The 12,814-nt window shown below is 31.2% G+C and carries 10 protein-coding genes and 1 other RNA gene; 5 read left to right on the plus strand and 6 right to left on the minus strand.

Annotated elements, in window-relative coordinates; translation table 11 throughout:
- Positions 1-23: 23 nt before the first annotated feature.
- Entirely contained in the window at positions 24-1,172 is a 1,149-nt protein-coding gene (locus tag CLV91_RS15055) for a cysteine desulfurase family protein (protein ID WP_121069060.1), read from the plus strand.
- Between the two features lie 4 nt (positions 1,173-1,176).
- On the opposite strand, the gene CLV91_RS15060 is transcribed toward CLV91_RS15055, so the two are convergent.
- Genes CLV91_RS15060 through CLV91_RS15070 form a run of 3 tightly spaced genes read right to left on the minus strand, consistent with a single transcriptional unit; the run spans position 1,177 to position 5,990 of the window.
- Complete coding sequence (locus CLV91_RS15060) at positions 1,177-1,824, minus strand: hypothetical protein (protein WP_121069061.1); 648 nt, start codon at positions 1,822-1,824, stop codon at positions 1,177-1,179.
- Between the two features lie 8 nt (positions 1,825-1,832).
- The gene (locus CLV91_RS15065) at positions 1,833-4,235 is read right to left on the minus strand and encodes a TonB-dependent receptor (RefSeq protein ID WP_121069062.1); all 2,403 of its coding nucleotides are present in this window, start codon (positions 4,233-4,235) and stop codon (positions 1,833-1,835) included.
- 57 nt (positions 4,236-4,292) lie between these two features.
- Complete coding sequence (locus CLV91_RS15070) at positions 4,293-5,990, minus strand: M23 family metallopeptidase (protein WP_121069063.1); 1,698 nt, start codon at positions 5,988-5,990, stop codon at positions 4,293-4,295.
- 194 nt (positions 5,991-6,184) lie between these two features.
- Between CLV91_RS15070 and CLV91_RS15075 the strand changes: the two genes are divergently transcribed.
- The 4 genes from CLV91_RS15075 to rny all read left to right on the plus strand — a co-directional run bounded on the left by CLV91_RS15075 (position 6,185) and on the right by rny (position 8,569).
- Complete coding sequence (locus tag CLV91_RS15075) at positions 6,185-6,475, plus strand: hypothetical protein (RefSeq protein ID WP_121069064.1); 291 nt, start codon at positions 6,185-6,187, stop codon at positions 6,473-6,475.
- A 15-nt stretch (positions 6,476-6,490) separates the two neighbouring features.
- Complete coding sequence (locus CLV91_RS15080; protein ID WP_121069065.1) at positions 6,491-6,787, plus strand: cell division protein ZapA; 297 nt, start codon at positions 6,491-6,493, stop codon at positions 6,785-6,787.
- Positions 6,788-6,840: 53 nt separating this feature from the next.
- A non-coding RNA gene (ssrS, locus tag CLV91_RS15085) (6S RNA) lies at positions 6,841-6,950 on the plus strand.
- A 50-nt stretch (positions 6,951-7,000) separates the two neighbouring features.
- On the plus strand, positions 7,001-8,569 hold the full coding sequence (gene rny / locus CLV91_RS15090) for a ribonuclease Y (protein ID WP_121069066.1): 1,569 nt from the start codon (positions 7,001-7,003) through the stop codon (positions 8,567-8,569).
- 74 nt (positions 8,570-8,643) lie between these two features.
- Here the strand turns inward: rny and CLV91_RS15095 are convergent, their stop codons facing one another.
- The 3 genes from CLV91_RS15095 to CLV91_RS15105 all read right to left on the minus strand — a co-directional run bounded on the left by CLV91_RS15095 (position 8,644) and on the right by CLV91_RS15105 (position 12,733).
- Complete coding sequence (locus tag CLV91_RS15095) at positions 8,644-10,635, minus strand: DUF349 domain-containing protein (RefSeq protein ID WP_121069067.1); 1,992 nt, start codon at positions 10,633-10,635, stop codon at positions 8,644-8,646.
- Between the two features lie 354 nt (positions 10,636-10,989).
- On the minus strand, positions 10,990-11,742 hold the full coding sequence (locus CLV91_RS15100) for a shikimate dehydrogenase family protein (protein ID WP_121069068.1): 753 nt from the start codon (positions 11,740-11,742) through the stop codon (positions 10,990-10,992).
- Positions 11,714-12,733, minus strand: coding sequence for a DUF368 domain-containing protein (locus CLV91_RS15105; RefSeq protein WP_121069069.1), 1,020 nt, complete (start codon positions 12,731-12,733; stop codon positions 11,714-11,716). The genes CLV91_RS15100 and CLV91_RS15105 overlap by 29 nt, the downstream gene beginning before the upstream one ends.
- Positions 12,734-12,814: the final 81 nt, after the last annotated feature.

The raw sequence follows: 12,814 nt of genomic DNA on the forward strand, positions 1-12,814 counted from the left end.
GAGCTATAATGTTATAATTTTTTATGGAAAAGGTATATTTAGACAATGCAGCAACTACACAAGTAAGACAAAGTGTTATTGAGAAAATGCAAGATGCTTTATTAAATTTTTATGGTAATCCTTCCTCTACACATAGTTTTGGGCGTTCTGCAAAAACAGCAGTAGAAAGTGCTAGAAAAATCATTGCTAAATCTTTAAATGCCCAGGCCTCAGAGATAATATTTACATCGGGAGGTACAGAAGCTGATAATATGGTTTTAAGATGTGCTGTTAGGGACTTAGGGGTAAAAACGATTATTACTTCAAGAATAGAACATCATGCTGTATTACATACAGTTGAGGATTTAGAAAAAGAAAGTAACATTATTGTTAAGTATGTAGATTTAGACGAAAATGGAAGCCCGGTATTATCGCATTTAGAATTTCTTTTAAAAGAAAATGACTCTAAAAAGCTTGTTAGTTTAATGCATGTTAATAATGAAATAGGAAATAAAATTGATATAGATGCTTTTTGTGCTGTATGTAAAGAAAATGATGCACTTATGCATTCGGATACTGTGCAATCTATAGGGCATTATTCTTGGGATGTTCAAAAAACGCAAATAGATTTCTTAACTGCTGCTGCACATAAATTTCATGGGCCAAAAGGAATTGGTTTTGTGTTTATTAGAAAAAATTCTGGGCTAAAACCTTTTATTTCTGGCGGTTCACAAGAAAGAGGTTTTAGAGCAGGGACAGAGTCTTTTCATAATATTGTGGGGCTAGAAGAAGCTTTTGTAAACGCTTATAATAATTTGGAAGAGGAGGCTTTTTATGTAAAAGGTTTAAAAAAATATTTTATAGATACTATTTCTAAAGAAATTCCTGGGGTAAAGTTTAATGGCCTCTCAGGAGATTTAGAAAAGAGCACTTATACTTTAGTAAATACTTGTTTGCCTGTTTCGCAAGATAAAGCATTAATGCTGTTATTTCATTTAGATATTAAAGGTATTGCTTGTTCTAAGGGTAGTGCTTGCCAATCTGGTAGTGATATGGGTTCCCATGTATTAACTCAGGTTTTGTCTAAAGAAGATTTAGCGAAACCTTCGGTCAGATTTTCTTTTTCAAAATATAATACTAAAGAGGAAATAGATTATACAATTAGTGTTTTAAAAGAGTTTATAGAAAAATAAATAATTATTTTTTATTTTTCTTTCGCTCTTTATCATAAGGGAATTTTCTAATTGCTAGCTTCATCATACGATCAATAAGATCGTTGGTGTTTTTACCAGTTTTTTTTGTGATTCTTTTTTCATATTTCCATAGGAGTTTTCCTGTGGGGCCATCACTTATTTTCATTCCAATTCTACCATAATTAGAATCTCCTAAAAAGTAATCTGCAAAATTAAATTCTGAAGGTATTCCTTTAGATAGTAAGATGGTAAGATCTAGGTTTCCGCTAATTATGCCATCTACATTAAGTATAGAACTTAGTTCTTTTACAGTATAAATATCAATATTTTGATAATCAATATTGTTTTTAGCTAAGATTGCTTTTGTGTCTTTCGTGTTTTGAAATTCTATAGAAAGCTTCTTCTTTTTTTTGCGTTTAGAAAAATAGGTTTCCAATGCATTTTGAACAGCATATCCCTCTTTTTTCTCTAAATTTTTTAAATCTTGTTTATTTACTTTTTCTTTTAAATCTAAATTGGTTAAGAAAGGTAAAATAGCAAGTGTTTTATGCGTTTTACTTAAAGAGTTAAATTTAGAACTCTCATAAATATTTTTCTGTGCACTCAAAGAGAATGTTACTAATACTATGGCGGTAAAAATTAATCTAGACATTTTTTAGTTTATAAGCGCATACTTAATTTTAAATTAAGAACGCGACTGGTCATAAAATTTGGAATTGCATATTGTTGTTTGCTGTCTACATCTCTTACCCATGTGTTAGTTATGGAGTTTTGATTATTAAAAAGGTTAAAAATTTCAATCCCTACACTAAGATCTTTAAAACCATGCAACCAATGATTTTTTGGATACTTCTTGTCAGCGTCAACAAAAATATGAGAAATTCCTAAATCTGCCCTTTTATAATCTCTTAATCTTTTCTGAAAAATATAGGAATCTGCATAACTAGGAGAACCACCCGGTACTCCAGTATTATAAACTAAGTTTAAATACATTTTTAATTGCGGCATATTGGGGACGTAATCTTGGAAAAGTATTCCAAACTTTAAACGCTGGTCTGTAGGTCTAAAAATATAGCCTCTATTGTCAATGTTTTCTTCTGTTTTTAAGTAGCCAATAGATATCCAAGACTCTGTACCAGGTACAAAAGCACCATTTAACCTAACTTCTGTACCATAAGCATAGGCTTTTGCATTATTTAATGCAGCATATCTAATACGAACATCTTCTAAAGTATATGGGTTTACATTTGAGATTTTTTTATAATATATTTCACTTATTAGTGTAAATGGTCTTTCCCATAAAAGAAAGCTATACTCATTACCAGCTACAATATGTATTGCTTTTTGCGCTTTAACATTGGGGTTTATGATACCATTTTGATTTCTAAGTTCTCGATAAAAAGGAGGTTGGTGGTATACGCCAGTTGCTACTCTAAAAAGCATATCTTTTTCCCAGTTTGGTTTCCATGCAAATTGAAACCTAGGGCTAAGTATGGCATGCGATTTTTTTTGAATACCTGTGCCGCTAACTGTCCAATATTGGCTTCTTATTCCTACATTATAATATATGCTATGTTGGTTCCAATTTATTGTGTTGCTATATTGAAGATACCCAGAAAATCTATTTGTTTTAACAAAATTTGTAGCATTTATACCTGTAAACGGCACTAGCGGAGCTGTAAATGGTGTATTGGGCTGGTCATTTATAAATTGCAATAGAGGTGGTCTTATAGAAAAGCCAACAGAATCTATGAACTCAGATTCTCTTAATTGGTCTCTTATATCTTCATGGGTATATTTTATACCCATTTCTAAAACCTTATTATTTTTGCGATGCATTCCTTTTACTTCAAAATTAAAAAGTAGTGCATCTAAATCATTTCTTGCTCTATTGTATTGTGAGCCAATTCCTTTAGAAATATTAGTATCATTTAAATCTGTGTCAGCTGCTCCTAGTCTATACGCGGCAATAACATCAGAATATTCTTCTTCCGTAGTATGATAAATAGAAGAAATAGCTTTAAATGTAAGGTTGTCATTAACATAATATTTGCCTTTTATGGCGCCCAATGCAGTATTGTATCTATTGTTTTCTTGTCCTTGATAGTGCACTACTAAGGTTTGCGGATTATTAATAGTTCCAAAATTGGTTTCTCTATTTAGAGGCTCATTTTTGTAATCGTTAATAGATATGTTTCCTAAAAGGTTTAGTCTAAATTTTTCTGAAAATTTATATGTAAAATAACTTTGTATATCTGCAAAGGTGGGGTTAAAGTTTGCATTGGTGTTCGTGCTATTTAGGAATAAGTTATTATTTCTATATCTTACTCCTGTAATACTAGTTAGTTTTTTGTTTTTTGATGCCGTTTCTAGGGTAGCACTTGCACCTAAAAGACTTAGGTCTATTTGTGTTTGTAATTTTACGGGAGTCTTGTAGGTTATATTTAAAGAAGAAGAAAGTTTGTCGCCATATTTTGCCTGAAAACCTCCGGAGGAAAATTTAATACTTTGTACCATGTTCGTATTTATACTACTTAAGCCTTCTTGTTGTGCAGAGCGTATAAGAAAAGGTTTATATACTTCTATTTCATTAATATAAATAAGGTTTTCATCATAATTACCACCCCGAACAGCATATTGGGTGCTAAGTTCATTATTAGAATTTACTCCTGGTAACAATTTTAAAATAGTCTCTACACCAGCATTTGCTCCAGGAATTTTAGTTATTTGTTTGGTAGATAAATTTATAACACCATCCACTTTCTTTTCTCCAGTTGCTGTAACAGTAACTTCATCTACTTGTATTGTATTTGTTTTTAAAACAGGGTTAAATTCATAAGTTTCATTAGTATTTAGAACTAATGAATTTAGGATTACATTTTTATGACCTATGTGGGAGAATGTAATAGTTGTTTTTTGATCGGCCGTTATTTGAAGTATATAATAGCCGGTAGAATCGGTATAAGTACCGTATTTTTTTGTGTTTATATTAGCATTAGGTATAGGTTGGTTTTGTTCATCTAAGATAATACCTGTAATAGTAGCTGTTTGTGCATACCCCATAAAAGAGGAACACAAGAAAATTATTAAGAGTATATACGTAAAGTTTTTCAAACAAAATTATTTTCTATAAAAAGTAGTGGTGTATTCTTTAGTATTACCAACATTATCTGTTACTACAACTTTAAGGTTGCACTTTTGTTCTTTAATAATATTATCCTCAAAGTTATAGGTTAAGGTATTTTTTTTGCTTTCATATTCCATTAAAATCCATTCTCCATTTATGGTAGCAGAATAGGTGTTTATACCACTAAAATCATCAGTTATTTTAAGACTTAAATACTTATAGTTATTTAACCATTGTTTGGCTTTAAAATTTTTAGGGCTAATTTTTGGAGCAACAGTATCTTTTGCAATGGTGTAAGTACCTAAATATTTGGTTCTTGTTGTAAAGGTGTTACCTCTCTTGTAGGTGGTTACATGACTAGGTCTTAGTTTGCTATCTAAGCGGGCAATGAATAATTTTTTTTGTTCTTCTTTAGTATATGTAGAAGCATCAAAAGTAATGGTAAAATTTCTATGCGCAGGAACACTACTATTATGAAATGTTATAGTGTCATTTGTGTGTTGCAAATTCATATAAAAATCCTCGTAAAAAGTATTCGAAGGAAAATAAATTTTGGCAGGGCCCGCGCTAAAATTATTTGGTTTTTTAGCAACAACATAATGGTCCGTTTTAAGTGTCTTTTTCTCTTTTTGTAGCACCTCTTTTTTTCCTGTTACTGGTATTATTAGTGTTGTAGTATTACCTTCTAAATCTTTTATTTTTAGTTTTACATTATATGAAAGCCCCTCGACAACAGAAATTTTGCCGTCATTTTTAATTTGATTGTAAATACTTAGTCTATTGCTAGGTGTTTTAAAACATTTTTGAATACGTTGCCTATATTTACTATAGTACTCGTAATCTATAAGTGTATTAATATATCTAGATTCTGAAAAGGAAAATTTTTCAAAATTATAAAAAGAGTATGTTTTTCCATTTACAATCTGTTCTAATGAAAAAATGCCGTTTTTATTAGCAGCCATATCTTGTCGGTCAAAACCAACAAAACCAAAACCTATAGTGCCTATAGCTGTTACTTTATCAGCCAAAAAAGAACCATCTTTTTGTTTCTTAAAATTTAATTGTATTCTTTCGTTACTTTTATTAATCAGAGCATTTTTACCTAGAGGATATCCAAATAACTTTAATAGAGTAGGGTTAGTAGCATCAGCAACCTTATACCCATAAAGTAATGGGTTGGTTGGTTTTTCTGTAGCACTGCTGCGTATTTCAAAATGCAAGTGCGGTCCTCCAGAACTGCCTGTATTACCGCTATATGCAATAAGTTCTCCTTTTTCTATTTTTAAAGCCCCATAATCGGGAAAAACTTCTACTTCGTAAGACTTTTTCTGGTATTGTAATTTCTTTATATAGCTTTCAATTTTTGGAGAAAATTTTTGAAGATGCCCATATACAGATGTATAACCATTAGGGTGTGCAATATAAATTACTTTTCCATATCCCCATAAAGAAACTTTTATTCTAGTAATTGTACCATCTCCTATACCATAAATAGGAAGACCTTCTCTTTGTTGTGTTTTTATATCTATTCCAGAATGAAAGTGGTTGGATCGTAGCTCTCCAAACGTACCCGCTAAAATTAGAGGAATGTCCATTGGAGATCTAAAAGTATCTTGAGGGTATTCGGTCTGAGCGTTTGTTTGTAAAGAAAAAAATAAAATAAGGGTAAAAAATAAAAAAACACGTTTCATAAAAATAGATAAGTTACTACGAAAGTAATTAATAGGATTTAAACCTTAAACAAACTCTTATTAATTTAATTTAAACCCTACAAGTAAGCAACGTTTTCAAACGAATTAAAGTATTCTATAAATAATAATTAAAAAAATATTGCTAAGTCTTAAGATGTATGTTAACTTTGTGTAAAACGCATTGATTTTTGTGTATGAGTGAATTGGTTAAAATTGTTGATTCCTTAGAAAACAAAATTAGTAAGTTATTGCATAAATTAGAAGTGCAACAGCAAGCTAATGAGAAGTTGGAAAAAGAATTAGTGACCATTAAAATGGATCATGATGTTACTCGCAGGAGTATTACAGAGTGGCAGGAGAAATACAATTCGCTTAAATTAGCAAATTCAATGCTGGGCAGTGATACAAATAAAACCGAAGCGAAGCTTAAAATAAATACATTAATTAGAGAGTTGGATTATTGCATAGCCCAACTTGCTGAATAGTGTTTTACAAATAATATGTCAGAAAAGCTCAAAATAAAACTTTCTATTGCAGATAGGGTATATCCTTTAACCATAGACCCTAGCCAAGAAGAAGGTTTGCGTAAAGCAGCTAAAAATATAGAGCAGCTTGCAAAAAAGTTTGAGCAAAATTATGCAGTAAGAGACAAGCAAGATGTATTGGCAATGTGTGCCTTACAGTTTGCTTCGAAAATAGAGCAAAAAGGCATTGAAAAAGCAGAAGGAACTGATGAAGCTACCGAACGTTTAAAAGCGTTAGATTTTTTAGTGAGTTCCAAGCTTGGAATAAAATAAGTTCTTATAAATAAACTAAAGTTACTGCCCACATTGGTATTATCTTTTGACAAACTCAACATTAAATTGTTTAAAAAGGGTGAGTTTAAATGGTAAAAGCAAGCCTTACTCGTATAAGGATCCTTGATCTATTTGTTAGCCCTAAACCTGTATTTTGGAGTTTGTACAAAACTTCGCTAATGTGGGCTTTTTTTATATTAAATATTTAACACTATGGATAACAGTATATTGATTATAGCAGGAATAGTAGGTCTTGCGGTAGGTTTTGTAATTGCAAAATTTATGGAGAAGGGTAAGGCTTCTAAAACTATTGCTGCAGCAAAAAAAGATGCAGATAGTATCTTAAAAGAAGCTAAAATTGAAGGAGAAAGCCTTAAGAAAGATAAAATTTTTCAGGCTAAAGAAAAGTTTTTAGAATTAAAAGCGGAGCATGAAAAAGTTATAATTAACAAGAATAAGAAAATTGGTGAAGCAGAAAAACGCACAAGAGATAAAGAATCTCAAGTAAGTGGAGAGCTCGCTAAGAATAAAAAAATAAACAGTCAGTTAGAAAATAAACTAAAAGACGTAGAACATAAATCAGACTTTTTAGAAAAGAAGCAATCTGAATTAGAGAAATTGCATAAAAATCAAGTTCAACAATTAGAAGTTATTTCTGGTTTATCTGCTGAGGAAGCAAAAAGTCAACTATTAGCATCTTTAAAAGAAACGGCAAAGTCAGACGCTATGTCTTACATACAATCTACAATTGAAGAGGCTAAGCTTACTGCACAACAAGAAGCTAAGAAAATTGTAATTAATAGCATACAACGTATTGGTACTGAAGAAGCAGTAGAAAATTGTGTTTCTGTATTTAATTTAGAGTCTGATGATGTTAAAGGGCGTATAATTGGTAGAGAAGGTCGTAACATTAGAGCTATTGAAGCTGCTACTGGCGTAGAAATTATTGTGGATGATACTCCAGAAGCAATTATCCTTTCTTGTTTTGATTCTGTTCGTAGAGAAGTTGCTCGTTTATCTTTACACAAGTTAGTTACAGATGGAAGAATACACCCAGCACGTATTGAAGAAGTAGTAAGAAAGACCGAGAAGCAAATTGAGCAAGAAATTGTAGAAATAGGAAAGCGTACGGTTATAGATTTAGGAATTCATGGACTGCATCCTGAGTTAATTAAAGCTGTAGGTAGAATGAAGTATCGTTCTTCTTATGGACAAAATTTATTACAGCACTCTAGAGAAGTTGCTAAACTTTGTGGCGTAATGGCTGCAGAATTAGGGTTAAATCCTAAACTAGCTAAAAGAGCTGGTTTATTACACGATATTGGTAAAGTGCCAAATACGGAAGCTGAGGTAGAAACACCACACGCTATTTTAGGAATGCAATGGGCAGAAAAATTTGGAGAAAAGCCAGATGTGTGTAATGCTATTGGCGCGCACCATGATGAGATAGAGATGAAAACTTTAATATCTCCAATAGTACAGGTTTGTGATGCTATTAGTGGCGCAAGACCAGGAGCAAGAAGACAAGTGTTAGATTCTTATATACAGCGTTTAAAGGATTTAGAAGAAATTGCTTTTGGCTTTAGCGGTGTGCAAAAAGCATATGCAATACAAGCAGGTAGAGAGTTACGTGTAATTGTAGAGAGCGAAAAAGTAAATGATGATAAAGCGGCAGAATTATCTTTTGAAATTTCTCAAAAAATACAAACCGATATGACGTATCCTGGGCAAGTAAAAGTTACTGTAATACGTGAAACTAGAGCTGTGAATGTGGCGAAGTAGAAGCAATAATAACTAAAAAATCTCTATAAAATACACTGTATTTTATAGAGATTTTTTAGTTATTATAATTTTTTTTATTCTTCTTCAGGAGAAGATTCATTGTCTTTAGCAGTCTCTTCTTTGTTTAAATTGTTTTCTAGAATGTTTATTTTTTTTAATTTTTGAGTCCACGTTGCAAGAGCATCTTTATGTTTTTGAACATTCTTAATAACCTCTTTTACTAATGGATTGTCTTCTGATGCATTTGAGAAAAATTGTAAATTATTTTCGAGCTGTCTAATTTCATCTTTACTCTCATTAATTTTTTTACGAATAAAAGTACGTTCGTTGTAAATTGCCCTTTCGTTATCTTGTGAATTAGCAAGTTGTTGTATTTTATTCCCGTATTTTAAAAGCTCCGATTCTTGTCTGCTAATGTCTAATTTATTAAACAATGCATCTAGGATTTTGTTGAATTTTTGATTTATGTGTTTTTTGTTAAATGGGACTCTGCCAAAACTTTTCCATTCGGCAATAAAAGACTTTATAGCATTTAAATCAGAGGTTCTTTCTCCGGTAAGCGTAAATGCTTTTAATTTTTCTAAAAATGCATTTTTTAATTCGTAATTAGCTTCTTCTTCTTTATTAGATTTGTTTTTAACGGCATGAACTCTATCAAAATAATGATTGCATGCGGTTTTAAACTCGTTCCAGATTTTATCAGAATATTTTCTTGGTACATGACCAATTTTTTTCCAATCGCTCTGTATGCGTTTCATTTTAGGGGTGGTAGCATCAAAGTCTTCACTATCTTTAAGCGTAACGGCAAGGTTTAGTAATTCCCTTTTTTTATCAAGATTTACTTGCTGCTCTTTCTTTAAGTTTTTATAAAAACTGTTTTTATTACGATTAAATTCTCTTACTGCTTCTTTAAAAAGAGCCCATGTTTTCTCATTTTCTTTTTGCGGAACTTTACCCGCTTTAAAAAAGGATTCTCTTAAAGCTTCTAAGTTTTTTATTTGTTGTTGTAGCTGTTTATGGTTATGAGATACGTTTTTAGATAAAACGGTTATTTTTTCAATAATCCCTTTTTTCTCATCTAAGTTTTTCTCATAAACTTTATCTTGTTCTGCATAATATTCTTGCCTTCTATTATGTAAAACTTTTGTTGCAGCACTAAAACGATCCCATATTTCTTCTCTGTGGTCTTTGCCAACCGGTCCAATATCTTCTTTCCAGATTTTGTGTAAGGTTTGTAATTCTCTAAAAGCTTTGTTTAAATCTGGTTCACTACCTAACTCTTCTGCTTTTTCTACAATTTTTTGTTTTTCCTCTAAATTATGTTTAAAATCTAAATCTCTAAGTTCTCTATTTATATTTAAAAAGTCATAAAAAATTTCAATATGATGCTGGTATGTTTTCCATACATCATTATAATTTGTCCTAGGAATTGGTCCTGCATTACGCCATTGTTCTTGTATATCTTTAAAGTTTTTGTAGGTAGTGTTAATATCCTCTTCTACATTAACTAAGCCTTTAAGGTTTGCTATGAGGTTAAGCCTGTCTTTAAGATTTTCCTTTAAACTTTTTTCTAGGCTTTTATAGTAGGTATTTTTCTTTTCTCTATAATCTCCATAAACTTCATTAAATTGTCTTTTAGTTACAGAGTTATATCTAAAGTCAATTTCATTACCACCTCCAGCAATAAATTCTTCTTTTTTTTGATCTAAAAATTCTTGAAATTTTAAATCAAATTCTGTTTTTATTCCGTCTACATGTTTTTTTATAGCTTGTACTTTTTCATTACGAACAAGACGTTGTAGTTCGCCAACTAAATTTTCCATAGACATGGAGTGGTAATCTAGAATAGGAATTTCATGCCTTTGTTGGTTGTTTGTATCCTCGGCATCTTCAGCGTTTTCCTTATCTATTTCTTTATGTATAGATTCTTCGCTACTAGTCTCTTTAGCTATTTCTGGAGTAGAGTTTTCAGTGCTTTTCTCCAACTCATTAGTAGTGTTGGTAGTTTCTGAGCTATTTTGTTCTTCTACGTTTTCTTGTAGATTATGGTCTTTTTCTTCCTGCATTATACTATGTTTTTTTGTTCTAAAAAAAGTACATTGTAAGATAGTGACAACAAAACATATAGCAAAAGATAAAAGACTTTCTTTTTTAGATACAAAGGATAAGCACTACTCTATTTGTGAAAATGAAAGGCTGAGCGGAGTCGAAGTCGATTTAGAACTAACGAATAGTTCTCGACTCCGCTCGAACTGTCTGGTCTTCTTTTTGAAAGACAAAACTATAATCCGTTGAAGGTATTTACTGTTACATTTGTATCTACGGAATACTATAAGTATAAATTTATTGCATTGCTTTGTTGGTTTGCTTCAAAGTAGTGTGTCTCCAAAAGGCATAGAAAATTATGTGTATACCTTTTATTAAGAATTCCATATTTCCCAAGACTTTTCAGCTTGTAACTCTAACATTTTTTGACCATTACATATGGCTGCTCCTTGTGCTTCCCCTGCACGTAAAAAAGCGGTTTTTTCTGGATTGTAAATTAAATCAAAAAGTAAGTGTTTCTTTGTTATATGGTTGTAGGGTATTGCTGGTTTTTCTAAAATATTTGGATGTGTTCCAAGTGGAGTGCAATTAACAATCACGGTATAATCCTCTAAAACAGTTTTGGTTAGTTCTTGATAGGATAATTTGTTTGCTCCTGAGTTTCTTGAAACAAAAGTGAATTCTATTCCTAATTCTTTAAAAACAAAAGCTACAGCTTTAGATGCACCTCCGGTTCCTAAAATTAAGGCTTTTTTGTGGTGTTCTTTTAAATGTGGAAGTATGGTATGTTTAAATCCGTAGGTGTCTGTGTTGTATCCTTTTAGGCCTTGCTCTGTAATTTTTATAGTATTTACTGCCCCAATTTTTTTGGCATCGGTATCTAAAGATTGTAAAAAAGGCATCACAGCTTCTTTGTATGGGATAGTTACATTAAAACCATTTATGACTTCCGATTTTTGGATTATTTCGGGAAATTCTTCTATGTTTTCTAGATCAAAATTAACATAGGAGTAATTATGTAATCCCATGTTCTTGAATTTATCAGAAAAATATCCTCTTGAAAAAGAATAGGATATGTCTTTGCCTACTAACCCAAACTTATATTGCTTCTCTTCTTTTTTTTCCATACCAATCAATTCCTAATAAAATAAATATTCCTACTGCTATAAAAAGTATAGCCCACCATGTTTCGCTAATTTCAAAATTGGGAAAATACCGTTCATAGTTACTAATTATTTTTTTATCATTACTGTCTAGAAGAATATTTCCGCTACTACTAGTTTTGTAAATAGTTTTTTTCCATGGCCAGACAACCCCTAAAGAGCCTGTAATAAAACCAATGATTAATACTGTAGTGTTGTTTTTGTAATTTTTTAAAACATAACTTAGTAAATGCGATAAAGTAACTAAACCTGTTGCGGAACCAGTTGTAAAAACAGCTAATATCTTTAGAGTATTTATTCTTTTAGGATTTTTTACAAAACTTAAATCTCCGATAATAATTTCTGAAAAAGTATCATATAAGGCATTTACAGAATCTACTAAAAGTAACACGTAATTACCAAGGAGAATTAAGATAAAGGAACCAGATAGGCCCGGAAGTGTCATTCCAGAAACACTTATCATTCCACAAATAAAAATAAATAATAAGTTGTCGTTTTCTTTGGCAGGGCTTAAAAAACTTATTGAAATGCCAATTAGTAAACCTATGAAACCAATACCAATTGTTTTTTTATTCCAATGACTAAAGTCTTTGGCTATATAGTATATAGACCCAAGAATCATCCCAAAAAAAGCGGACCAAACGTACAATTCTTTTTGTGCTAAAAAGTAATCTAACACTTTAGAAATACTAAAATAACTAATTAGCATACCAAATATTAAAAGGGCTAAAAATCTTCCGTTAATGTATTGAAGAAAGCTTCTTACCCTACCACTAACCAATAATTTAAAAGCTTTTAGATTTATTTTTTGTAATGAATAAATAAATTCTTCATAAAAGCCCCCTACAAAGGCAACAATACCGCCAGAAACTCCAGGTACTTTATTTGCAGCACCCATAAATAATCCTTTTAGGATTAAGAAAAATTGGTCTTTTGTAGTTCTTGCGCTGCTCATGCTTTTACTCGATAATCGAGATTTAAATGCTTCGAGGCTTGCCCCTAAATCAAAATTTGTTTCCTCATAAATGTCTATTGG

It is taken from the genome of Maribacter vaceletii (assembly GCF_003634105.1).
GTDB lineage: Bacteria > Bacteroidota > Bacteroidia > Flavobacteriales > Flavobacteriaceae > Maribacter_B > Maribacter_B vaceletii.

What these genes read in the sequence shown, in the direction of transcription:
- CLV91_RS15055 (WP_121069060.1), top strand. Translation starts at nt 24, where the DNA reads ATGGAAAAGGTATATTTAGACAATGCAGCAACTACACAAGTAAGACAA.
- CLV91_RS15060 (WP_121069061.1), bottom strand. Translation starts at nt 1,824, where the DNA reads ATGTCTAGATTAATTTTTACCGCCATAGTATTAGTAACATTCTCTTTG.
- CLV91_RS15080 (WP_121069065.1), top strand. Translation starts at nt 6,491, where the DNA reads ATGTCAGAAAAGCTCAAAATAAAACTTTCTATTGCAGATAGGGTATAT.
- CLV91_RS15105 (WP_121069069.1), bottom strand. Translation starts at nt 12,733, where the DNA reads ATGAGCAGCGCAAGAACTACAAAAGACCAATTTTTCTTAATCCTAAAA.
- CLV91_RS15065 (WP_121069062.1), bottom strand. Translation starts at nt 4,235, where the DNA reads ATGGGGTATGCACAAACAGCTACTATTACAGGTATTATCTTAGATGAA.
- CLV91_RS15070 (WP_121069063.1), bottom strand. Translation starts at nt 5,990, where the DNA reads ATGAAACGTGTTTTTTTATTTTTTACCCTTATTTTATTTTTTTCTTTA.
- CLV91_RS15095 (WP_121069067.1), bottom strand. Translation starts at nt 10,635, where the DNA reads ATGCAGGAAGAAAAAGACCATAATCTACAAGAAAACGTAGAAGAACAA.
- CLV91_RS15100 (WP_121069068.1), bottom strand. Translation starts at nt 11,742, where the DNA reads ATGGAAAAAAAAGAAGAGAAGCAATATAAGTTTGGGTTAGTAGGCAAA.
- rny (WP_121069066.1), top strand. Translation starts at nt 7,001, where the DNA reads ATGGATAACAGTATATTGATTATAGCAGGAATAGTAGGTCTTGCGGTA.
- CLV91_RS15075 (WP_121069064.1), top strand. Translation starts at nt 6,185, where the DNA reads ATGAGTGAATTGGTTAAAATTGTTGATTCCTTAGAAAACAAAATTAGT.